Here is a 24,584-nt window from a genome sequence, read left to right on the forward strand (position 1 = left end):
GTGAAAGAGTGCAATATCAGTTGAGAAAAACACCCGATGATGCTATAATATTTGGATAAAGTAATTGCAGTCAGACAGATTTGTCAGGAGGAACTCCATGAAAAGCAAAGTATGGTTGTTTAAGCCAATCTTTTATATGCTGGTTATCCTGAGTGTGGTATTGACACTGCTCACGGGCTTGTTCAACACATCCGATAGAACCCTATTTTATGTAGAGGCAGCCTTGACGATAACCGTTATTCTGTTTGTTATTATTCGGCTGCGGAATATTCAAAAGGATATTAAGAGCTTTTTACAGAATATGGGGCAGACGCTTACCTCCGCACAAAAGGAGACTCTTACCTCTTTCCCCATTCCTGTATTGGTAGCCAGCCGCAAAGGCGAAATCATCTGGTACAATACGCTTTTTCAAAAAAGTGCCCTGGGGCAGGATGACATGTATGGCTGCAATATCGATGAGATTATCCCCAATATCGATATGGATCATCTGGCGGGCAGCGAGGGCTATGAAATTGAATTCCGTGATCATATGTTTACGGTTTATGCCGTAGAATCTCTCGAACGCGAGACCCCGCTGGTTGTGTTCTACTTTAACGATGATACCAAGCTGAAGAAAACCGCACAGGAGTTTGAAGATACCCGACCGTCTGTTGGCGTAATTATGATAGACAACTGCGAGGAGCTGCAGCAGGCGGCAAAAGAAAGCGAACGCGCACAGCTTACGGGAAAAATCGAGTACCTGCTCATTCAATATGTGGCGGCAAGCAACGGCCTGCTTAAAAAGCTGGAGCGCGATAAATATTTGATGGTGGTAGAGGAAAAATCTCTGCGCACTATGCTGGATAACCGCTTTGATGTGCTCGATAAGGTGCGTGAGATTGTAGTGGGTGACAACCAGATGCCCGCAACCCTTTCCATCGGTATTGGGCGCGGCGCGACGAACCTGCGCGACAGCGAGCAAATGGCACGGCAGGCGCTGGAAATGGCACTTGGCAGGGGCGGCGACCAGGCAGCGGTACGTACCGCCAATGGCTACGAATTTTTCGGCGGTGTTTCCAAGGGCATTGAAAAACGCACCAAGGTAAAAACCAGAATTGTTGCCTCTGCGCTGATGGAGCTGATTGAGGGCAGCGACAATGTTATGTTGATGGGCCACCAGTTTGCCGACCTTGACTGTTTGGGTGCGGCGGTTGGTCTGCTCAAAGGCGTGCGCATGATGGGTAAGCCGGTGTCGATTGTGCTGAGCAAAGAGCGCAATCTGGCACAGCCGCTTTACGAGCGGCTCATAAACAACGGCTACGAAGACGCATTTCTCGACCCTGCCATGGCGGTGGGGCTGATTACCAAGAAAACGCTGCTGATTGTAGTGGATACCCACATCCAGCATATTCTGGAATCGGAAGAAGTATATAAAGCCTGCAAAAACGTTGTGGTCATCGACCACCACCGTAAAATGGTGGGGCATATCGACCGCGCGGTGATTTTTTATCACGAGCCGTATGCTTCCTCCGCTTCTGAAATGGTGACCGAGCTGCTGCAATACTTTGGCGATAACCGCAGCATTGGCAGGCTGGAGGCCGAGGCGCTGCTCGCAGGTATTATGCTGGATACGCGCAATTTTGTTTTGCGTACCGGTGTGAGAACCTTTGAGGCGGCGGCATATCTAAGAAAATTGGGTGCCGATACCGTTGAAGTGCGTAAGCTGTTTGCCAATACAATGGAAAGCTACCAGCACAAAACACAACTTGTGTCGGCGGCAGAAATTTATAAGGGCTGCGCAGTGGCAACCACATCAAGCAACAACGAGGACATTAAGCTGGTGGCACCACAGGCAGCAGATGAGCTGCTGGGCATCAACGGGGTGGATGCTTCGTTTGTGATGTATGAATATGAGGGGGGCACCTCCTTCTCGGCTCGTTCTATGGGTGCTATGAACGTGCAGCTGATTATGGAAAAGATGGGCGGCGGTGGGCACCAGACCATGGCGGGCGCACAGCTTGTGGGCATTCCGCTTGAGGATGCACGCCAGAGGCTGTTTCAGGCAATTGATGAATACCACGCCGAAAATGTTGCAAAGCAGCAGAAAGCGCTGGGTCAATAAATATATAAAAATCTTAGCCGCAGTTTGCGGCGGAATGGAGTATCGATATGAAAGTTATTTTACAGGCAGATGTTAAGGGCACAGGCAAAAAGGGCGAGCTTGTCAATGTATCCGACGGGTACGCAAGAAACTTTTTGTTTCCCAAAAAGCTTGCAATAGAGGCAAACGCACAGGCTATGAATGAGCTGAAAAACCGCGAAGCGGCAGTCAAACACCGCGCAGAGGTAGAACTGCAAAACGCGAAAGATCTCGCAGAGAAAATTGAAGGCAAAACCATTAAGCTCACTGCAAAAGCAGGCGCGGGCGGCAAGTTGTTTGGCTCTATTACCTCCAAAGAGGTTGCTGAGGGTGCCTCGAAACAGCTCGGCGTTGAAATGGATAAGAAAAAAATCACCATCGACGCAGACATCAAAAGTTTCGGCACGTTCAATGCGGTTGTAAAGCTGCACACACAGGTACAGGCAAAATTCTTTGTCACTGTTACCGAAGAATAAAACAAAACGCAATGCGTACACTCTATTTTGGCTAAAGGAGGTTCCCAATGGCGGATTTTGATAATGTTTTTGATACCCAGATGCCCTTCAATCTGGAGGCGGAGCAGTCCGTTCTGGGCGCCATTTTGGTGGATCCCTCCTGCATTGCGCGTGTACTGGAGTTTATTAAGCCCGAGTGCTTTTACAAGCAGCAGCATGTCGATTTGTTCGGCATACTGGTGCGGATGTTCACCTCGGGCCAAGCGATTGACGTTATTACGGTGCTGGAGCAGGCCAAAAGCGAGGAGGTCTTTCCGTCTGAGCAGGACACAAAGATCTACCTTACGCAGCTGGTTCAGATTGTACCCAGCACCGCCAATGTAGAAAGCTATGCTCAGATTGTACAAGAAAAATATTATGTGCGTTGCCTAATGATGGCAGCACGTGACATCATTGAGAATTCACGCGACGTCTCCTACGATGCCAAAACTTTGTTGGATACCGCCGAGCAGCGTATCTTCGAGATTCGCAAGGGGCGTGAGACCCGTGGTCTGCAGCGCATCAACGAGATTATCATTGATGCGTACGACCACCTTCAGCAGCTTTCGGGTGCTGATAAAAATCAGCATCTGGGCACGCCCACCGGGTTTACCCAGTTGGACAACATGATTACGGGCCTCAATAAATCAGACTTGATTTTGCTGGCGGCTCGCCCCGCTATGGGTAAAACCTCGTTTGCGCTGAACATCGCCACCAACGTTGCCAAAAAAGGCAGAAGTGTTGCGGTGTTTTCGCTCGAGATGAGCAAAGAGCAGCTGGTACAGCGTGTATTGTCTTCTGAGGCCAAGGTTCAGTCGCATCTGCTGCGAAACGGCAACCTTGCAACCGATGATTGGACAAGGCTTGCCGAGGCGGCGGAGATTCTTTCCAAGGTGCCGCTGTATATCGATGATTCCACCGGCATCACGGTTGCCGAGATGAAAGCGCGCCTGCGCCGTATGAAGGATTTGGGGCTGGTGGTCATCGACTACCTGCAGCTGATGTCCTCCGGCCGGCGTATCGACAACCGTGTACAAGAGGTTTCTGAGATTACCAGAGGGCTCAAAATTCTTGCGAAGGATTTGAATGTACCGGTCATCACGCTATCCCAGCTTTCGCGTGGGCCCGAAATGCGCGGGCTCGACGCGCGCCGTCCGGTTTTGTCCGATCTTCGTGAGTCGGGCTCAATTGAGCAGGATGCCGACTTGGTGCTGTTCTTGTACCGTGACGAGTATTACAACAAAGATACTGAAGATAAAAACATTGCAGAGTGTATCGTGGCGAAAAACCGTCACGGTGAAACCGATTCCGTTAAGATGGCATGGGACGGCCAGTACACTCTGTTTAGTAACCTGGAGCTGTACCGAGATGAAGGATAAGGCACTTGCAGCCATTGCAAAATATAAGATGATTGCCGCGGGGGACACTGTACTTACGGCGGTTTCGGGTGGTGCAGATTCCATTGCACTGCTGCATTTTTTGCATACCCATGCGGGTGAGCTTGGTTTTACCCTGCGTGCGGCACACATCAACCATGGCATTCGCGGCGCGGAAAGCGACCGCGACATGTGCTTTGTAGAGGATTTTTGCGCTAAGCGAAACATTCCGCTCGAAACTCTTGTGATCCATGATATCTTTACAAAAGCCAAAGAGGCAGGGCATGGGCTGGAAGAATACGCACGAAATGCCAGATACCATTTTTTTGCAGAGTGCACAGCAGGGCAGAGCGCAAAGGTTGCCACCGCGCACACCTTAAGCGACAGCATGGAAACAACGCTGTTTCACCTTGCACGCGGCACAGGGCTGCGCGGTCTGATGGGAATTCCGCCGGTACGCGGCAACATTATCCGTCCGCTCATCACCTGTACACGCGAAGATATTGAGGATTATTGCAAAGCACAAAGCCTTTCCTATGTTACCGACAGCACCAATGCAAGCGATGACTATTCGCGCAACCGCATCCGCCACCATGTGATTCCACAGATGAAGCAGGTGCACAACGGGTTTGAGAGCGCTTACCGGCGCATGACCGAGCACATTGCCGAGGATGAGGATTACCTTGCGCAGGAGGCAAAGCGGGCAGTGCGAGGGGCAGAACTCTCGCATGGATTTGACGCTGTAATGCTTGCAGCTTTACACCCGGCGGTGCGTTACCGCGCAGTTGCACTGATTCTTAAAGCTGGCGGTTTGCCCTGTGACAACGCAAAAGCGGCACTGCTGCTTGAAAACCTTACCGCATCGCACTTTGTACTGGAACTGGCAGCAGGGCGCTATGTTCGAATCGATGAGGGCGTGCTCACGCTTCAAAAGGCATTTGTGCCAACCCCGTACTTTGAGTTTCCGGTACAGCCGGGGGCTTTTACAGTAAACAATACCATTACGGTTGCATTTGAGCAAACAAACTATGAACATTATAAACAAATCGAAAAATATGACCCGAAAGTCTTAAAAAACGCGCTGGATTATGATAGAATATTTGGTGAATTAATATTTCGCCAAAAGTTGGATGGAGATAAAATTAAGCTTTATCAAACCGGTATGACCAAACGGCTGAAAAAGCTGTTTAATGAAGCGGGTCTTTCTGCCCGCCAGCGGCAGAACACACCGGTACTTGCCGATGAACAGGGTGTGGTGTGGGTAAACGGCTTTGGGTGTGATATGCGTGCGGCGGTTACTGCAAATTCAAAAAACATTTTAATCATTGGCATAGCGGAGGAGAAAGAGCAATGAAGGACGATATTTTGAAGGTGCTTATTACAGAGGAAGAAATTGCACAAAAGGTACGGCAGCTTGGCAAACAAATCAGTGAAGATTATAAAGACAAAAACCTGCTGCTTGTCAGTGTACTCAAGGGCTCTGTTCTTTTTATGGCAGATTTGATGAGGGCGATTGACATTCACGCACGTGTCGATTTTATGTCCGTTTCCAGCTATGGAAGCGGTGTAAAAACTTCGGGCGTGGTTAAAATAGTGAAGGATCTCGATATCAATTTAGCCGGTTATGATGTACTGGTGGTAGAAGATATTTTAGATAGCGGGCTGACCTTGCAGTATTTGAAAGAAGTTTTGCTGCAAAGAAAGCCAAACAGCTTTAAAATCGCAACCCTGCTTGATAAACCCGAACGCAGAAGCGTTGATTTAAAAGCGGATTACATCTGTTTTACTGTACCCGATGAATTTGTAGTGGGCTACGGTCTTGATTATGCAGAGAAATATAGAAATCTGCCCTATGTGGGCGTACTAAAGCCCGAAATTTACGCACAGTAACTCGATTTTAGGCGGGCAATTTTATTTGGCAGCAAGGAGTGAACCGATTGGCAATCAACAAAAAGAAATCCAAGGGCATAGGCATTTACCTCATCATTCTTTTGGTCGTAGTGCTGGGTGCGGCTTCTGTGTTTACAATGGGTGGTAAACCTGAAAAACCACTGACCTATCAAACCATTCTGGGCTATTTCCAGGAGGGTGAGGTAAAAAGCTATACCATTAACTTTGGAACAGGCGAGCTGGTTTTAAACCTGCGCCCCACCGAAGAAGAAAAAGTGCAGTACGAAGCGCAGCTTCAGCAGATTCCGCAAAAGAACGAGCAAAACAATGGTTTGCTCGGCGGGCTGTTAGGGGGCAGCGTAGGCGGGCAAACACCTCAGGGGGGCACAGAGCAGCCTCAGAATAAGCCCGAAGAGACGAAGAAGGAAGCCCCAGGCAAACAGATACTGTATAAGGTGCCGAGCGTTGTTTATTTTGTAGAGGATACCGAGGAATTGGTGGCAGAATACAACAAAGCACACCCCGACGACAAAATTACCTTTGACTACATTCGCGCAAAAGACAGCACGATGTTGGAGCAATGGCTGCCAACCTTGCTGTTGCTTGGTGTGATGGTGGTGTTTTGGTTCCTGATGATGCGTCAGGCAGGCGGCGGGGCAGGCAAGGCAATGAGCTTTGCAAAAATGAAGGTGAAAAGCGACGATGGCCGTAAGACCAGCTTTAGTGACGTCGCCGGAGCTGATGAAGAAAAAGAAGAGCTGTGCGAGGTGGTTGAGTTCCTCAAAGACCCACGCAGGTTTAACGAACTGGGTGCAAGAATCCCTAAGGGTGTGCTGCTGGTGGGCCCTCCGGGAACCGGTAAAACCCTGTTGGCGCGTGCAGTTGCAGGCGAGGCAGGCGTACCGTTCTTCTCCATTTCGGGTTCAGACTTTGTAGAAATGTTCGTTGGTGTTGGTGCATCACGTGTGCGTGACCTGTTCGAGCAGGCGAAGAAAAATGCACCCAGCATTATTTTTATCGATGAAATTGACGCAGTCGGACGTCAGCGTGGCGCAGGCCTCGGCGGCGGGCATGACGAGCGTGAGCAGACCCTCAACCAGCTATTGGTTGAGATGGACGGCTTTGGTGCAAACATTGGCGTTATTATTATAGCGGCAACCAACCGTGCGGATATTCTTGACCGTGCGTTGCTGCGTCCCGGTCGTTTCGACCGCCAAATCTACGTCGGCTACCCCGACGTGAGAGGGCGCGAGGCAATTCTTAAGGTTCACACACGCAACAAACCAATTGGCCCCGACGTGAATTTAGAAACCATTGCGAAAACAACCGTCGGTTTTACCGGCGCAGATTTGGAAAACCTTGCAAATGAGGCAGCGCTGTTGGCAGCGCGCCGCAGCAAAAAAGCGATTACCATGCAGGAAATTGAAGAGGCTACCATCAAGGTTGTGGCGGGCCCCGAGAAGAAATCGCACAAGGTAAGCGAAAAGGATAAAAACCTTACCGCGTACCATGAAGCGGGCCACGCAATTGTTACCTACTGCTGCCCCACACAGGACCCTGTGCATCAAATTTCGATTATCCCCCGCGGTATGGCAGGCGGCTATACCATGTCGCTGCCGCTCGAGGATAAAAGCTACATCAGCAAGAAAAAGATGCAAGAGGATATCATTACCCTGCTGGGCGGACGTGTGGCGGAAAAGCTGGTGCTTGACGATATCTCCACGGGTGCATCCAACGACATTGAGCGTGCCACCAAAACCGCACGCAATATGGTAACACGCTATGGCTTCAGCGAAAAGCTAGGGCCTATCGTTTACGGCACCGATGAGAGCGAGGTATTCCTCGGGCGCGACTTTGGTCAAACCAGAAACTACTCTGAAAACGTCGCAGCCGAAATCGATTCCGAGATTCGCGAAATCATCGACAATGCATATGAGCGTGCGAAGGATATTCTCACCGAGCATATGGATCAGCTGCACAAGGTTTCGAAATATCTCTACCGTTATGAGAAGATTGACGGTGAGGTGTTCAAACGTCTGATGGAAGACCCAAACTTCCCAGATGAAGAGCATGAACGTGAGATGGAGGATCGGGAGCGCGACACGAAAGAGCGTGACGAGGCTGCTAAAAAAGCAACGGCTGAGGCAGTTGCAAAACCCCTTGAAATCCCCACCGAAACGGACCCCGCCACTGACGAGGGCGACGAAGAATAAAACCAGTCAAAAGGAGCGCGTTCGCGCTCCTTTTGTTGCTTTGTCTGTGTGGTGAAAAGTTACGAGCGCAACCTGCTCGCAATTGCTACGGTGCACTGGTCTAGCCGATAAATGCCGTTATACGGCTGTGTTGCATGCTTGACAAATTTGCCCGGATAGGCGAAAATAAAAGATATGGGTTAAAATAAAGGTGCGGGCGGAAATCCTGCCTGCAAACGATTAAGAATATCGGAGGCGTGAAATGCCAAAGAAAACTACGGAATATGGAAATGACAGCATCTCTCAGCTTAAGGGCGCAGACAGAGTGCGCAAGCGCCCTGCGGTAATATTTGGGTCAGACGGTATTGTGGGCTGTCAGCACTCTATTTTTGAAATACTCTCCAACTCAATCGACGAAGCGCGCGAGGGGCATGGAGATCACATTGTAATCACCCGTTATCAAGATCACTCCATTGAAATCGAGGATTTCGGGCGCGGCATTCCGGTGGATTATAACGAGCGCGAGGAACGTTATAACTGGGATCTTGTCTTCTGTGAGCTGTATGCGGGCGGTAAATACAACACCAACAACGGTGAAAGCTACGAATATTCTCTGGGGCTCAACGGTTTGGGACTGTGTGCCACGCAGTATTCCTCGGAGTATATGGACGTTGAGATTTATCGTGATGGTATGAAATACAATCTGCGGTTTGAAAAGGGCGAAATTGCGGGCGAGTTGCATAAAGAGCCTACCAACCGTAAAAAAACGGGCTCCAAGATCCGCTGGAGGCCAGACCTTGACGTGTTTACCGATATCAATGTGCCACTCGAGTACTACACCGATGTGCTGAAACGTCAGGCTGTTGTCAACGACGGTATTCTATTCATTCTGCGCGACCAGAGCGGCAAAGGCTTTGAGGAATATCAGTTTATTTATCAAAACGGCATTGTAGATTACGCGGGCGAGCTCGCGGGAGAAGATGCACTTACACCTGTGCAGTTTTGGCAGGGCGAGCGTCGTGGGCGCGACCGTGAGGACAAGCCGGAGTACAAGGTAAAGCTGCAGCTGGCAATGTGCTTCTCTAACCGCTTTAAAATCGCCGAGTATTACCACAACTCCAGCTTTTTGGAGTACGGCGGTTCTCCCGAAAAAGCGGTAAAGAGCGCGTATGTATCGATGATCGACGCATATTTAAAGCAGAATAACAAATATTTAAAGAATGAAAGCAAAATTACGTTTCAAGATATTGAGGATTGCCTAATTCTGATATCCTCGTCGTTTTCTACACAGACCAGCTACGAGAACCAGACCAAAAAGGCGATTACCAACAAGTTTATTGCCGAAACGATGACCGAGTTCTTAAAGCATAACCTTGAAGTCTATTTTATCGAAAACCCCGACGATGCGGCAAAAATAGCCGAGCAGGTGCTGATTAATAAGCGCAGCCGTGAAAACGCCGAAAAAACCCGCCTTAACCTCAAGAAGAAGCTGTCGGGCAACTTGGATATCGCCAACCGCGTGCAGAAGTTTGTCGACTGCCGCAGCAAAGATACCGCCAAGCGCGAAATTTATATTGTAGAGGGCGATTCGGCTTTGGGCGCCTGTAAACTTTCACGCGACAGTGAGTTTCAGGCGATTATTCCCGTGCGCGGTAAAATTCTTAACTGCCTCAAGGCGGAGTACGATAAAATCTTTAAAAGCGATATTATCATCGATATTATCAAGGTATTGGGCTGCGGTGTAGAAGTAAAATCTAAATCGAACAAAGACCTTTCGTCGTTCGACCTCGAAGGCCTGCGCTGGCACAAGGTCGTCATCTGTACCGATGCCGACGTCGATGGCTTTCAGATTCGCACATTGATTCTCACCATGCTTTACCGCCTTGTACCCACGCTGATTGAAAAGGGCTTTGTTTATATTGCAGAGTCTCCGCTTTATGAAATTACCAGCAAGGATAAAACCTGGTTTGCCTACAGCGAAACGGAAAAGGTCGATTGTATCAAAGAAATTGGCAATGCAAAATACAAAATTCAGCGCAGCAAGGGGCTTGGCGAAAACGACCCTGACATGATGTGGCTGACCACCATGAACCCCGAAACGCGTCGCCTCATCGCGGTAAAGCCTGCTGACATCGAAGCAACCGCCAATATGTTTGATGTCATGCTGGGCGACAACCTTGCGGGCCGCAAGGAGTTCATAGCGGAGAACGGGCATCTTTATCTGGATGCTGTAGACGTTTCTTAAATAGGCGATGCACGCAGTTGAAACCGTAAAAGCCCAAAAAACTGGAGGAATGACAGAATGTACAGTTTTAAAAATGATTATAGCGAGGGTGCTCACCCGCAAATTATGGAAGCATTGCTGAAAAGCAACCTTGAGCAAACGGTCGGCTATGGAACAGACCATTACTGTGATGCTGCTCGCCGTATTATATGCGAAAAAATTGGCAGGGAGGATGCGGACGTTCATTTTCTGACAGGAGGAACCCAAACCAATTTAACGGTGATTTCAGCTGCCCTGCGCCCATATCAGGCTGTTATCTCGGCAGATAGCGGACACATTTGCGTGCATGAAACCGGTGCAATTGAAGCAACCGGGCACAAGGCGATTGCAATGCCGGCGCACAGCGGCAAGCTGACACCGTCGCTTATTCAAAAAGCGGTGGATACCCACACCGACGAGCATATGGTACAGCCCAAAATGGTTTACATTTCGCACCCCACCGAGGTTGGTACCATTTACAGCAAAGCGGAGCTGGAAGCGATCAGCACCTGCTGCAAGGCAAACGGACTGCTGCTGTTTGTGGACGGTGCGCGCCTGGCTTCTGCGCTTACTGCGCAGGGTAGCGACGTCACCCTTACCGATCTGGCACGGCTGTCCGACGCATTTTACATTGGCGGTACCAAATGTGGTGCCATGTTTGGCGAGGCTGTTGTGCTGCTGAACGACGCAATCAAGCAAGATTTTCGCTATATGATCAAACAGCGCGGCGGTATGTTTGCCAAGGGCAGGCTGCTCGGCATACAGTTTGGAGAGCTGCTGTGCGGCGACCTATACTTTGAGCTTGGGCGGCATGCCAACCAAATGGCGTCGCTGATCAAAGAGGCCTGTCAAAGCGAGGGCTTCTCTTTTGTGACCGATTCGGTTACCAATCAGCAGTTCCCCATCCTGCCGGACACAGTGCTGACTCAGTTGGAGAAGAATTATTTGTTTGAGGTATGGGAGAAGCGCAGCGATGGATACACCGCGGTTCGTTTTGTTACCTCGTGGGCTACTCATGAGCAAAACGTCAAGCAGTTTGTCGCCGATTTGCACAGCGCCTGCAAGAACAGCCTAGGCTGAAAACAAGGAGTTGAACCGGATGCCCCCAAAAAAGAAGAAGACCGAGAACAATAAGCCCCAAATGGGTGAAAAAGTATATATTGAAAATGCGGGAGTGGTGCTGGATCAGCCCATTACCGAGACGATAGAAAAAAACTATATGCCCTACGCGATGAGCGTTATTCTCTCACGCGCCATCCCTGAAATCGATGGCTTTAAGCCTTCGCACCGCAAGCTGCTTTATACCATGCATAAAATGGGGTTGATATCGGGTGCACGCACCAAGTCGGCGAATATTGTAGGGCAAACCATGCACCTAAACCCGCATGGAGATGCGGCGATTTACGAGACGATGGTGCGCCTTTCTAAAGGCTATGAGGCGCTGCTGCACCCCTATGTAGACAGTAAGGGTAACTTCGGTAAAAGTTATTCGCGTGATATGGCGTATGCTGCCAGCCGTTATACCGAAGCCAAGCTTGACCCAATCTGCACGGAGATGTTCAGCGATATTGACAAGGATACCGTTGATTTTATAGATAACTACGACAGTACCTGCAAGGAGCCAACATTGCTGCCCGTGACGTTTCCCACCATCTTGGTCAACCCCAACATGGGCATCGCGGTAGGTATGGCAAGCTCTATCTGCTCGTTTAACCTCAATGAAATCTGCGATACCACCATTGCTTTACTCAAAAACCCACAGCACGAGCTTGCATCCACCCTGACAGCGCCCGATTTTGCAGGCGGTGGCTACATCATCCACAATCAAAACGAGCTGAACAAAATTTACGAGACGGGCAGGGGTAGCGTACGTGTGCGCTCACGCTACAGCTACGATAAGTCAAACAACTGCATCGACATCACCGAAATTCCACCGAGCACCACAATTGAGGCGATTATCGATAAGATTGTGGAGTTGGTGAAATCCTCAAAGATCAAAGAGATTGCGGATATTCGCGATGAAACCGACCTGTCTGGTCTGAAGCTTACCATTGACCTCAAACGCGGTGTGGATGCCGAAAAACTGATGGCGAAGCTGTTTCGCATGACGCCGCTGGAGGATAGCTTCAGCTGCAACTTCAACGTACTGATCGCCGGCTCACCTCGTGTTATGGGTGTAGGTGAGCTACTCATCGAGTGGATTGCCTTTCGTGAGGAATGCGTAAAGCGCAGGGTGTTCTTTGACCTGAAAAAGCGCAAAGAAAAGCTGCATCTGCTCAAGGGTCTTGCGAAAATTCTCCTTGATATCGACAAGGCGATTCGTATTGTGCGCGAAACCGAGGAGGAAACCGAGGTCGTACCCAACTTGATGATTGGGTTTGGCATTGACGAGCTGCAGGCGGAATATGTAGCAGAAATTAAGCTGCGCCACCTCAACCGCGAGTACATCTTAAAGCGCACCGATGAAATTGATAAGCTGAAAAAAGAAATTGCGGATATGGAAGACATTCTTGCGGACGCAAAGCGCGTAAAAACCATCATCATCAACGAGCTTAAGGAGATCAGCAAAAAGTACGGAAAACCCCGCAGAAGCCTCATCATATACACCGATGATGAGGAGGCAGTAATGATCGAAGAGGAGATACCGGACTACGCAGTAAACTTGTTCTTCACCACAGAGGGCTACTTTAAAAAGATTACCCCGCAGAGCCTGCGCATGAGCAGCGAGCAAAAGATGAAGGAGGGCGATGCGGTGGCACAGGCGGTGGAGGATACCAACACTGCTGAGCTGCTGTTCTTCAGCGATCGCTGCCAGGTGTACAAAAGCCGTGCGTGTGATTTTGATGACACCAAGGCGAGTGTGCTGGGGGATTACATCCCCGCCAAGCTGGGTATGGATGAGGAAGAGCGCGCCGTTTATATGGCGGTAACTCAGGATTATAAGGGCTATATGCTGTTCTTCTTTGAAAACGGCAAGGTTGCCAAGGTGGATATGGGGGCTTACCAGACTGTGACGAGACGCAAAAAGCTGGTTGGCGCGTATGGTAACAAATCGCCCTTGGTCGCGGCTTACTACGCACCCGAAGACAGCGAGTACCTGCTTACCTCCACCCAAAACCGCATGCTGTTGCTGCACAGTGGCGCTATTGCGAGCAAAGCCACCAAAAACACACAGGGTGTTGCGGTAATGACGCTGAAAAAAAATGCCAAGCTGCTTGCTGTAAAACCTTTTGAGGCAGGCAGCCTCGCCAATGAACACCGCTACCGCATCAAAACGCTGCCTGGCACCGGCATGCTGCCCCGCCCCGAGGATATGGGTGAGCAGCTTACCCTGTAACACAGGGTGGAAAGCCGGGCGCAGAGCACGTTGATTCTAGGTAGTTACACGGATATTACGATAAAAAACAGAGCTGCCCGCATACAAACACAGACAGCCCTGTCAAACGGAATTACAATTCAGCTACAGGTTACTCACAAACGCAACAATTGCACCCAAAGGGTACAGTGTAGCCGCACTGTAAAACCATATTTAGTATAGGCAAACGTTTAAAAATTATGCACAAAGGCATAGAATCTTGGAAGAATACTTGCAATCAACATGCATTTGTGATATAATACTGAAAGTTGACATGGAAAGTGCGGAGGTGCAAAAATAATGAATGCTTTTGAGATTGTAGGCGGAATAGTACTTGCAATTACGTGTATCATAATAGTGCTGGTCGTCATGATGCAGGAATCGAAATCTGACGGCATGGGCGCGGTAACCGGTGCAGACTCTGCCATGAATTATGGCAAAAACAGAGCGAAAACCAAAGAAATGCTGTTGAACAAAGTTACAAAGGGTGCAGCGGTTGTATTCTTTGCAATTTCTCTGGCGGTTTGTATCATTTCAGTTTATGTCAAATAATGTTTGCATAAAGTGACTTAAAGGCTCTGCGCTTATTTGCGCAGGGTCTTTTTTGTCAATAAGGCAAAGTTTGTTTAAGGGTACTTCTGAAAACAGCAAAATGTTTGTAGTTTTTTGTTTTCAAAAACGCCCTAGAAAGAGAATTTATGAAAAAAGATTTTACCAATCAGATTTTAGATACGCTGCGCAGCAGCGGCAGCAAAGGGTTTACCGCACGTGAGCTCTGTGATAAGCTGCGCGTAAAGCGCCAATACCGCGAGGAGTTCTTTTTATCGCTGCATAAGCTTGTTAAAAACGGAACAGTGCGCGAAAAGAAGGGCAGATATCGTGCAAACAAACCGGAGAAGCTGATTACCGCCAAGATTATCAGCATTAAAGAAGGTTTTGGCTTTGCGGGTTCGGATGAGTTGGAACGTGATATCTTTATTCCCGGGCGTGCTTTGCAGGGTGCTATGCCGGGCGATACCGTGCTGATCCGTAAAACACAGGGCAGGGGTGAGCTGCCTGAGGGTGAGGTTGTGCGCATCTCTGTACAGAGTGAACAGCCCTTCAGCGGTGTGTTTCGCAAGCAGGGCGGACGTTGCGAAATTGTACCCGATTCGGGCTCTAAAATCCCCGTTAAAGTTGCACCGGCAGATGCACTGGGTGCGCGCGACGGCGATAAGGTGCTGGCTCATGTAACCTCACGCGGCAACAGCCACTTTACCCACAAGGCTGCCGTTACCGAGGTATTCGGTAAGGCAACCAGCGCGGCGGCTTGCAGCGAAGCAATTTTGGCGGCAAGCGGCATCACCAAGCAGTTTTCCGACGAGGTGCTCAAATTTGCCGATCACATCAGCAGCAAGGGCATCACCGACAAGGACATGCAGAGCCGCCTTGATCTGCGTTACGACCTTATTTTTACCATTGACGGTGCAGATACCAAGGATATCGACGACGCGGTATCACTGGAAAAGCACGAGGATGGCTGGCACCTCGGCGTGCATATTGCCGATGTAAGCCACTATGTAAGGCCCAACACACCGCTTGATGTGGAGGCGTTTGAACGAGGCACCTCGGTATACTATGCAAATTCTGTGGTACCTATGCTGCCGCCCGCGCTTTCCAACGGAATTTGTTCACTCAACCCGCAGGAGGACAGGCTGGCATTTTCGGCACTGTTGTCGCTGGATAAAACCGGCAAGCTGATTGGCTATCGATTTGAAAAATCCATCATCCGCTCCCGTGTTAAAGGTGTATATTCCGAGATTAATCAGATTCTTTCCAATACCGCCGATGATACGATTATGGAAAAATACGATGGCTTAATCAAAAGCATTTGTGACATGCGTGAGCTTGCGGGAATTCTCTCAAAGCGTAGAATGAGCCGCGGCGGGCTGAACCTGCAATCAACCGAGTCGAAGATACTCGTGGGCGGGGACGGACGTGCCGAGGAAATTGTAGAACGTGTACAGGGTGTTTCCGAGGGCATCATCGAAGAGTTTATGCTCACAGCCAACGAAGCCGCTGCATCGCTTGCCATGGAGCGTATGATACCGTTCGTATACCGCGTACATGAGCATCCGTCGCCTGAGAAGATTGAAAACTTATGCACTCTGCTGGATGCACTGGCGGTTGACTGCTCTGAGCTAAAAAAGCATATTTCGTCGGGTGCGCTGGCACGTATTTTAAACGCAGTGAACGGCACCGAGCTGCAGCTGCTGGTAAACAACCAGATTTTACGATCGATGGCAAAGGCAAAATACAGCGAGGTAAACAAGGGGCATTTTGGGCTTGTGCTTGAAAACTACGCCCACTTTACTTCGCCCATCCGCCGCTACCCCGATCTCACCATACACCGCATTATGACAAGCTTGCTTTCGGGTATGGACGATACCCGCCTCAAGCGCAAATACGGTAATTTTGTAAAGATATCGTCGGAGCAGTCGAGTAACCGCGAACAGCGCGCTATGACGGTGGAACGTGACTGTGAGGATTGCTACAAGGCAGAGTATATGACCCGACATATTGGTGAATGCTTCGACGGTGTAATTACCTCCGTGACCTCTCATGGCATTTATGTGGAGCTTTCCAACACCATCGAGGGCATGATTCGTATCGACAGTCTGCCGCAGGGCAACTACGATTATGACGGTATGGTGGAGCTTGTGGAGACTTCCTCCAACACTCGCTACCGCGTGGGCAAGCTTGTACGCGTGCAGGTGGCAGGCGCGGACGTCAGCGCCGGAAATATTGATTTTGTGCTCGCACAATAACATGATAAAACCCCCCGATGAAATTGATCATCGGGGGGTTGTTTGCTTTATGTTTATGTTACCACGGCCGTTTGTCAGCCGTCCAACCCTGTGTATTCCAATAATTCAGGTCTCTTTCAAGGGGAGGGTACAGCTTCACACGTTGTCTGCAAAGCATGTGAAACGATGCCCGGAAGAGCAGGGTTGGCTTACGCTTTTTATCCATTCTGCTGTAAAATCGGTATGCCTTGCGCTCCAGCGCCTTGGTAAGCTTAGCCTGCCGTTTTGCAGGCATGCTGTCAATTCCCTCCGCCATTACCGCTAAGCGGTAGGTGAGCGGCTTTGTAGCGCCCCACCAAATTACACTGTCCTGAATCGGCTTGATTGCGCCTTTCGTGCCGGCACCCGCTGTTGTAGAGAGGATAAACACATTCTTTCCAACCATTCCAGGCCGTGCACGGTGCACCACAAAGATATAAGCAAGGTGATCAAGCAGCGCTTTTACCCCAGCGGAGCAATGCAATGCATAAACAGGCGAAGTAAAAATAATGCCGTCCGCCGCAAGCATGTCATCTAAAATGGGCTGCACATACTGTGCATGCGGGCATTTATCCTCGCCATAGGTAAAACAGGTAAAGCAGCCGCGGCAAAATTCGGGCATATCTTGCGGCAAAAAGTACTCCGTAAAAGTGATATCGGGGTCAATCTTTAACAGATCATCCTTAAAAATTTGTACAGCTCTGTAGGTGTTGCCGTTCTTACGGGGGCTGCCGTTGATGATGACGATGTTCATAGCTGTCTGCCGCCTTTAATATTCGTGTTTTGGTTGAGCACTGAATAACTAACTGTATTGCAGATGTAGCTTGGTAGGTATGCTTTGCAATCATGCAGAGTGCTTAGCCCGCCTAGAAGCCGCGGGAAGAACCTCCGCCGCCAAAACTGCCACCTCCGCCACCAAAACTGCCTCCGCTAAAGCCGCCACCACCTCCGCCGAATCCACCGCTACGTCCGCCGCCAAAGCCACCGTAGTAGTGTCCTCCGCCATAGAAGCCGCCTCCGCCACGAGGAGGTCGGGGCCCGCCGCCTCCGCCGCGCCTCATAACGCCGGTTGAAATAATGATGGCAACAATGACAAGCAGCGGGAACAGAAAGCCGGACGATCCGCCTTCATCGCGGTTTCCCTGCGTCTCATAAACCGTGACGTCGTTTGGTACTTCCATGTTGTATTCCTTATAAACCTCGGTGAGCAATGCCGAATACAGGTTGCGAATGCCGCCGTCCCAGTCGTTGTTTTTTAGGTAGGGGACGGCGTAGTTGTCGAGAAAGCGTCCTGCTTTCGCATCGTTGACCGCGCCCTCTAAGCCATAACCAACCTGTACCGTAATTTTGCGTTCGTTGGGTGCAAGCAGAATAAGCAAACCGTTGTTTTTTTCTTTACCGCCAACGCCCCATTCGCGGCCGAGCTCCAGCGCGTATTCATCTACAGTTTTATCGTCCAACGAGGCTACCGTGGCTACAACAAGCTGTGCAGTGGTTTTTTCATCCAGTACACGGCTATTGTTAAAAATGTAGTCCTCCGTCTCGGAGGAAAGCACGTTGGCGGTATCGTTCACATAAAAACGGCTGCTGGGTTTGGGCAAGGCAAACACCGCTGTTGTGAGCGCCGCTAAAACCAGGACGAACGCCGCGATACGTCCAAAAATTTTCATATTGTTACCTCAAGTCGTTTTGTATAGCTTATTTGGTAAAATCCACCGTTGGGGGTACTTCCGAACCTGGGGTTGCTTCAAAGTATTCTGCCGCATCAAAGCCAAACATGTTAGCAAAAATGACGGTGGGGAAGGTTCTGATCTTTTTGTTGTACGCCTTTACTGTGTCGTTATAATCTTTTCTGGCAACAGCAATGCGGTTCTCAGTACCCGCCAGTTCATCCATCAGTGCGGTGTACTGTGCGTCTGCTTTCAGGTCGGGGTAATTTTCCACTACCATCAGCAAGCGGCTGAGTGCGCCGGTAAGCTGTGCGTCAGCGTTTGCCCTCTCTTGCATTGTGCCTGCGCCCGCAAGGTTTGCACGCGCGTCAGCCAGTGCCGTCATAATCTCAGTTTCGTGCGCAGCGTAGCCCTTTACAGTTGCCACAAGGTTGGGGATAAGGTCGGCTCTGCGCTGCAGCTGAGTTTCAATGTTTGCACTTTGGCCGGTTACATTCTCCTGAAAGCCGACAAGACCGTTGTAGTTGCCAACACCCCACGCGACAGCAATCACGATAACCACGACAACTGCAATGAGAGCAATCATGCCGCCGGATAATTTTTTCATATTGTTTTCCTCCATCAAAATAGTTTTGCTAAGTATATGTTTTGTACCCAACTGTCAAATATTTGACAGTTCATATTATAACATATTTTGGATGCAATACATCAATAGATTGTGAAGTTCATTTCGGGAATGTGTACATTTTCACCGCAACAATCACTGTATTTTTACGATTGGCGATCAGACGTTTTTGCAGAAAACATGTGCCTCAAAGCTGATTTGAACATCCAGTTGTTCAAGCTGCTGCAAGCGTTGTGTTGCCTGCTGTGAGGTCTTCCAGTAGTAAGGAGTCATGGCGAACAGATTCATGATGTCCTCGTTGCAGGATATGTGAATTTTATCTTCAAAATGCAGCTTTTCTTTGTAGGCAAAGCCTGCAAAGCTATAATGTTTGGGCTCGTTGAGATACGGATTTTCGTACAAAAACTCTTTGAGCTCCCACAGGTGCCGTTCCCCCGGCCCCACAATAATCATATGCCCGCCATCGTGCAGAACACGTCGGAACTCCTCATCGGCGACCGGAGCAAAAATATTGGTTACCACATCTGCAATATCGGCTGGCAGGGGCATATCAAAGATACTTGCCGCTGCAAAGCTAATGCCTTTACAGCGTTTTCCGGCGTATTTCAGCGCATATTTTGCAATATCCACACCGGCGATAAGGGGCGCTTTGCCCATTTGCACCAGCTTTTCGTAGATGGCGGTGGTGTAATAGCCTTCGCCGCAGGCAGCGTCCACAACAACGGGCGACGGTAACTCGCTGGTAATGCCGGAAATATACTGTGCAAGCCCCTGTGCAAGGCAATGGTAATAGTTTTTGCTGAGAAAATGATTGCGCGAAGCGCACATCTCTTTGCTGTCCCCGGGTACCACGCACTTTTTACTTTCGTTGCGCAATAGGTTGATATAGCCTGCTGCCGCAATATCATAGGTGTGGTTTTTGGGGCACTTTAAACTATGGTCTTGTTCCGTCAGTTCTGCTTTGCAGATTGGGCAGAGGAAAATACTCATGCGAAAGCCTCCATAATACGATACAAATAGTTATAATACCAGTTGTAATTCCAAAATGTAATGATATACTTTTATAAATCGCCAAAGTCGGTAGCGAAAGCAGCTTGTTTTTGCTGAAATCGGTATTGTAAGCCAACTCGGTAGCGCAATTCGTCGCCCCACGCTGAGCTGTGCGATTAAAAGAACGCTTCACGTTTTTGAATTGAATCTAGAACAATCAAACTTATTCTTACAAAAAAGAATACGAGATGCAATATTAATACAAATTATTACAAAAAGAGCAGGGATTGCCCCTGCTCAAACGACATTCCGCGGCAAGGCGGGCGGGTCGTACCCGTTATATGATTCTTAGTCGCGGAAAGTAAATCCTGTTTCGTCTGCTTTATCGATAATTGCAAGAGACTCAAGGCGAATACCTTTTTCGCGCAAAACCTCTCCGCCGTCCTGCCAGCCTTTCTCGATGACAATACCGCAGCCTGCAAATTTTGCACCGCTCTGTTTCACAATATCAATCAGCCCCAGCAGAGCCTTGCCCTTTGCAAGAAAATCGTCAAGAATGAGCACACAGTCGTCGCTGGTAATGAATTTTTTCGAAACCTGAATGTCGCAAACCGTACCGCGGGTAAACGACTCCACCTGAGAAATATACAACTCACCATCAAGGTTTTTCGATTGTGTTTTTTTTGCAAATACAACAGGAGCATTACCGAAATGCTGTGCGGCAATAGCAGCAATACCAATGCCGGAAGCCTCGATCGTGAGAACTTTGGTGATGGGTTGGTCTGCAAACAGACGGGCAAACTCCTTGCCAATCTCGTTCATCAATACAATGTCCATCTGATGATTCAAAAAGCTGTCTACCTTAATAATATTACCGGGCTTGACATGCCCGTCCTTCATAATACGTTGTTTTAAAAGCTCCATTGCCTCCACCGTTTCTCCGCACGCTGAAATATGACTGATAGAAAATACCGCTATTCATTTCGTGCGGGAAGTGAACGCGGTATCTATTACATTTTTAAGTATAACCCTTATTATAACACAAACTTTGCGCAAGGGTTAGAGTGTTTGTCGAATTTTAGCGGTACTTTCAACAAATCATCACTTAGCACACCCAATGTATGCGTACCACGTACAGTTTTGTCTATTTTATATATCTTTGCGCATAGCCGCAGCGTGCACAAAGCTGCTCAGCCGCCTTACGTGCGGTAAAACCCTCATAAATGCGCTCTGCACGGCGCGAAAGCAGAATGGTTTTGAGCGGTGCATCAAAAGCGTTGCCAAGGTCGACCGTGCCCTCACTGTCAAGGCAGCAGGGCACGACGGTTCCATCTGCCAGGATACCAAACTGGTCACGCAGCCCATAGCAGAACACTTCGTCGCCCATAACCGGTGCGTTAAGGCTTGGCCATTGAAACTTCTGCGCCATTTCGAGATAGATGCGCGGCAAAAGCTTGATACCGCTGCGCCCCTGCCCAAGTGCGTTGCGCAGCGAAAACACACAGCCAAACTCCGCTTCGAGCAAATCGATGATGTCTTTATTCAGGCGGTTGCTGCCCTTGAGCTCTGCGCTATCCATATTCCATAGGCGCAGCACATTAATGGTACCCTCATCGGCAGCGCACCGTGCAAAATCAACAATATCGCGCACATAATCCTCCAGTGCAATGCCGCTGTCGTTTGCCTCAAAGCTGTGCAGAGAAAAATGCACCTTGTACAAGCAGGGGGATTTGAGCAGCAGTTCACGCTTTTTATTGATGAGCGTGCCGTTGGTGGTGATGGTAACCTTGAGGTCAAGAATCTCACAAATTTTAAGAATTTCGTCCAGCTGCGGGTGCAGCAGAGGTTCTCCCATCAGGTGAAGGTAAACGTAATCGGTGAAGGGCTTCACCTGCCGGGCAAGCTGTGCAAATTGGTCAGAAGTCATAAAAGTGGGGGTACGAGTGGTTTTGGGGCAGAAGTTGCAGCTGAGGTTGCACACGTTGGTAATTTCGATATACGCTTTTTTATAGTTGGTCATTGCTGCACCCACCTTTCGAGCTCCTTGCTGTAAGCTTTCAGTGCACCGGGCAGTGCGTAGCTTTCGCGCAGCTCGGTCAGCTTTACCCATTCGCCATCCTCTAAAGCAGAAGGCTTATCGGTATAAACGAGGTAGCCCTGCATCTGCCACTCGATGTGCGAAAAAATATGCTTCGCTTTTTTTAGCGAGTGCACCGCGGTTACAGAAATGCCCTGTTGTGTGAGCTGATCGGTCAGTTCGTCGCGGTTGAGCCAGCCGTCTGCATTCCAGAACTCCCAAAGCCCGGCAAGCAGTCCGTCGTCGGGGCGCTTTCGCAGTAAAACGAGGTCGCCGCAAATCAGCACGGAAATTGTTTTTTTCACTGTTTTACGCGCAGGCTTTGCGGGTTTAACGGGGTAATCTTGCGGGTTACCTGCAAGAAATGCTGCGCACCGTGTACGAACAGGGCATACATCACACAGCGGGGCGCCGTTGGGGAGGCACACCGTCGCGCCGAGTTCCATCAGTGACTGGTTAAAGTCGCCCGCCCGCCCGCCTGAGGCAGGTAAGTCAATTTCGGCAGGAATCATGTTTTGCGCCAACACCTGATATTCCTTTTTCACCGCAGGCAGAGAAATATCGGCGCTGTTTGCCGTAATGCGCGAGAGCACACGCAGCACATTGCCGTCCACACAGGGTACGGGGATGTTGTAAGCGATGGATGCGATTGCACCGGCGGTGTACTCACCAATTCCGGGCAGCGTGAGCAGCTGCTCGTAGCTGCGCGGTAGCTCGCCGCCGTATTGCTCTACAACAATTTTAGCCGCCTTTTGCATGTTACGTACGCGGTTGTAGTAGCCTAAACCCTCCCACAACTTGAGCAAAGTTTCCTCATCGCACCGGGCAAGGTGCTGTAAGGTAGGCAAAGCGGCGGTAAAGCGCAAAAAGTAGGCACGTACTGCTTCAACGCGGGTTTGCTGCAGCATAATTTCGCTTACCCATACAAAATAACTGTCTGATGCCCCACGCCATGGCATTTCGCGTTTGCAGCGGTCGTACCATTCCAGCAGAGGGAGGTGCAAATCAGCAAGCGATGCAATCATTTTATCTTCAAAAATACTCATTTAATCCTCACAAATACAAGAGATATCTTTAGTCTACCAGTCTGTGATTTATTTTTCAAGTGGTAGGGGCTACCTGAAAAACTGAAAAAAGTTGACATATGGCCCTATAAAAGTGTATGATTGCTTAAGATATAATTTGTTCACATTTGGACAAGTGTTTTAATTTGAGGAGGTTTTCTTTTGGAACGTGAAAAATTTGCCTCGCGGTTGGGCTTTCTGCTCATTTCGGCGGGCTGCGCAATCGGAATTGGGAACGTGTGGCGCTTCCCGTATATCACAGGTTTGTATGGCGGTGCGGCGTTTGTACTGATTTACCTGTTGTTTTTGGTGATATTGGGTCTGCCCATTATGGCAATGGAGTTTTCTGTGGGACGTGCCAGCCAAAAGAGTGTGGCGCTATCGTTCAACAAGCTGGAGCCAAAAGGTACGAAATGGCACATCTACCGCTGGTTTGGCATGGCGGGCAACTACCTGCTGATGATGTTTTACACCACCGTGGGCGGTTGGATGCTTGCGTATTTTGTAAAAATGGCAAAGGGCGATTTTGCCGGGCTGTCGCCGGAGCAGGTGGGTGCGGCGTTTGGTGATTTCACCACTCAAACCGGGGCGCAAATTGCATGGATGGTAGTGATTGTGCTGCTCGGCTTCGGTGTGTGCTCCATGGGGCTGCAAAAGGGCGTTGAAAAAGTTACAAAGCTGATGATGTGCAGCTTATTTGCGATTATGATTGTACTTGCAATACGCGCGGTAACACTGCCGGGCGCTGCAGAGGGCTTAAAATTCTATCTGGTACCCGATTTTGGCAAAATGGTAGAGCATGGTATTGCAAATACCATCTTTGCAGCAATGGGTCAGGCATTTTTCACCCTGAGCCTCGGCATTGGTGCGATGTCCATTTTTGGCAGCTACATCGGTAAAGATCGCAGCCTAATGGGCGAATCCATCAGCATCACCCTGCTTGATACCTCGGTTGCGCTGATCGCGGGCCTCATTATTTTCCCATCCTGTGCGGCGTACGGCATCAACCCCGGCGAAGGGCCCGGCCTTGTATTTGTTACCCTACCCAACGTGTTCAATAACATGGTGGGCGGCCGTTTGTGGGGTTCGTTGTTCTTTGTATTTATGTCGTTCGCAGCACTCTCAACCATTATTGCGGTATTCGAAAACATTATTTCGTTTGCCATTGACCTCACCGGCTGCAGCCGTAAAAAAGCCGTTGCGGTCAATCTGGTTGCAATCATCCTGTTGTCGCTGCCCTGCGTGCTTGGGTTTACCGTACTCAGCGGTTTTCATCCTTTGGGCGGCAGCAGCAATATCCTTGACCTGGAAGATTTCATTGTAAGCAACAACCTGCTGCCGCTGGGTAGTTTGGTGTACCTGTTGTTCTGCACCTCGCGCTACGGCTGGGGCTGGAAGAACTTTACCGCCGAGTGCAATCTCGGTAAGGGCGTAAAATTTCCCCAATGGGCGCGTCTGTATGTCAGTTATGTTCTGCCGGTAATTGTGCTTGTAATTTTTGTACAGGGCTACATTTCGAAATTTTTCGTTAAGTAATCAATTGCATAGTTAAAAAGAGGAGGATATCGTACGATATCCTCCTCTTTTTTTGCTCTGCTTTAGCAGGTGCGTTAGGCGTCTTGCCGCCTAATGCACAAATAGCCG

Annotated in this window: 19 protein-coding genes; 12 read left to right on the top strand and 7 right to left on the bottom strand. The window is 49.5% G+C overall.

Annotated elements, in window-relative coordinates; translation table 11 throughout:
• Window positions 1-97 precede the first annotated feature (97 nt).
• From RTV33_RS13565 to rnr, 11 genes are all read left to right on the top strand, one after another.
• Window positions 98-2,101, top strand: a complete 2,004-nt coding sequence (locus tag RTV33_RS13565; protein ID WP_312645105.1) for a DHH family phosphoesterase — start codon at window positions 98-100, stop codon at window positions 2,099-2,101.
• Between the two features lie 47 nt (window positions 2,102-2,148).
• On the top strand, window positions 2,149-2,595 hold the full coding sequence (gene rplI, locus RTV33_RS13570; protein ID WP_312645106.1) for a 50S ribosomal protein L9: 447 nt from the start codon (window positions 2,149-2,151) through the stop codon (window positions 2,593-2,595).
• Window positions 2,596-2,642: 47 nt separating this feature from the next.
• Entirely contained in the window at window positions 2,643-3,992 is a 1,350-nt protein-coding gene (gene dnaB, locus RTV33_RS13575) for a replicative DNA helicase (RefSeq protein WP_312645107.1), read from the top strand.
• Window positions 3,982-5,343 carry a tRNA lysidine(34) synthetase TilS gene (tilS, locus tag RTV33_RS13580; protein WP_312645108.1) on the top strand — a complete coding sequence of 454 codons (1,362 nt, stop codon included), beginning with the start codon at window positions 3,982-3,984 and terminating at the stop codon, window positions 5,341-5,343. Before dnaB ends, tilS begins: the two co-directional genes overlap by 11 nt.
• Window positions 5,340-5,879 carry a hypoxanthine phosphoribosyltransferase gene (gene hpt, locus RTV33_RS13585; RefSeq protein ID WP_312645109.1) on the top strand — a complete coding sequence of 180 codons (540 nt, stop codon included), beginning with the start codon at window positions 5,340-5,342 and terminating at the stop codon, window positions 5,877-5,879. The genes tilS and hpt overlap by 4 nt, the downstream gene beginning before the upstream one ends.
• Before the next feature lie 137 nt (window positions 5,880-6,016).
• Entirely contained in the window at window positions 6,017-8,092 is a 2,076-nt protein-coding gene (gene ftsH, locus RTV33_RS13590) for an ATP-dependent zinc metalloprotease FtsH (protein WP_312645127.1), read from the top strand.
• Between the two features lie 241 nt (window positions 8,093-8,333).
• Window positions 8,334-10,316: a toprim domain-containing protein gene (locus RTV33_RS13595; protein WP_312645110.1), complete on the top strand. Its 1,983-nt coding sequence runs from the start codon at window positions 8,334-8,336 to the stop codon at window positions 10,314-10,316.
• 57 nt (window positions 10,317-10,373) lie between these two features.
• Entirely contained in the window at window positions 10,374-11,414 is a 1,041-nt protein-coding gene (locus tag RTV33_RS13600) for a low specificity L-threonine aldolase (RefSeq protein WP_312645111.1), read from the top strand.
• A 19-nt stretch (window positions 11,415-11,433) separates the two neighbouring features.
• Window positions 11,434-13,671, top strand: coding sequence for a DNA topoisomerase (ATP-hydrolyzing) subunit A (locus RTV33_RS13605; RefSeq protein ID WP_312645112.1), 2,238 nt, complete (start codon window positions 11,434-11,436; stop codon window positions 13,669-13,671).
• 318 nt (window positions 13,672-13,989) lie between these two features.
• Window positions 13,990-14,241, top strand: a complete 252-nt coding sequence (gene secG / locus RTV33_RS13610) for a preprotein translocase subunit SecG (RefSeq protein ID WP_312645113.1) — start codon at window positions 13,990-13,992, stop codon at window positions 14,239-14,241.
• A 146-nt stretch (window positions 14,242-14,387) separates the two neighbouring features.
• Window positions 14,388-16,496 (top strand): ribonuclease R, encoded by a 2,109-nt coding sequence (gene rnr, locus RTV33_RS13615; RefSeq protein ID WP_312645114.1) that lies wholly within the window; start codon window positions 14,388-14,390, stop codon window positions 16,494-16,496.
• Window positions 16,497-16,554: 58 nt separating this feature from the next.
• Here the strand turns inward: rnr and RTV33_RS13620 are convergent, their stop codons facing one another.
• The 7 genes from RTV33_RS13620 to mutY all read right to left on the bottom strand — a co-directional run bounded on the left by RTV33_RS13620 (window position 16,555) and on the right by mutY (window position 22,922).
• Window positions 16,555-17,268: an NAD(P)H-dependent oxidoreductase gene (locus RTV33_RS13620; protein ID WP_312645115.1), complete on the bottom strand. Its 714-nt coding sequence runs from the start codon at window positions 17,266-17,268 to the stop codon at window positions 16,555-16,557.
• Window positions 17,269-17,380: 112 nt separating this feature from the next.
• A complete protein-coding gene (locus tag RTV33_RS13625) occupies window positions 17,381-18,184 on the bottom strand; it encodes a TPM domain-containing protein (protein WP_312645116.1) in 804 nt (267 codons plus the stop codon).
• 28 nt (window positions 18,185-18,212) lie between these two features.
• Entirely contained in the window at window positions 18,213-18,791 is a 579-nt protein-coding gene (locus RTV33_RS13630) for a LemA family protein (protein WP_312645117.1), read from the bottom strand.
• A 177-nt stretch (window positions 18,792-18,968) separates the two neighbouring features.
• On the bottom strand, window positions 18,969-19,799 hold the full coding sequence (locus RTV33_RS13635; protein WP_312645118.1) for a putative RNA methyltransferase: 831 nt from the start codon (window positions 19,797-19,799) through the stop codon (window positions 18,969-18,971).
• A 348-nt stretch (window positions 19,800-20,147) separates the two neighbouring features.
• Window positions 20,148-20,723 (bottom strand): xanthine phosphoribosyltransferase, encoded by a 576-nt coding sequence (locus RTV33_RS13640; protein ID WP_312645119.1) that lies wholly within the window; start codon window positions 20,721-20,723, stop codon window positions 20,148-20,150.
• Window positions 20,724-20,943: 220 nt separating this feature from the next.
• Window positions 20,944-21,819 (bottom strand): radical SAM protein, encoded by an 876-nt coding sequence (locus RTV33_RS13645; RefSeq protein ID WP_312645120.1) that lies wholly within the window; start codon window positions 21,817-21,819, stop codon window positions 20,944-20,946.
• Window positions 21,816-22,922: an A/G-specific adenine glycosylase gene (gene mutY, locus RTV33_RS13650; protein ID WP_312645121.1), complete on the bottom strand. Its 1,107-nt coding sequence runs from the start codon at window positions 22,920-22,922 to the stop codon at window positions 21,816-21,818. The genes RTV33_RS13645 and mutY overlap by 4 nt, the downstream gene beginning before the upstream one ends.
• Before the next feature lie 180 nt (window positions 22,923-23,102).
• Between mutY and RTV33_RS13655 the strand changes: the two genes are divergently transcribed.
• Window positions 23,103-24,476, top strand: a complete 1,374-nt coding sequence (locus RTV33_RS13655; RefSeq protein WP_312645122.1) for a sodium-dependent transporter — start codon at window positions 23,103-23,105, stop codon at window positions 24,474-24,476.
• Window positions 24,477-24,584 lie beyond the last annotated feature (108 nt).

This window comes from Hydrogenoanaerobacterium sp. (assembly GCF_032017025.1).
Lineage (GTDB): Bacteria > Bacillota > Clostridia > Oscillospirales > Ruminococcaceae > Hydrogenoanaerobacterium.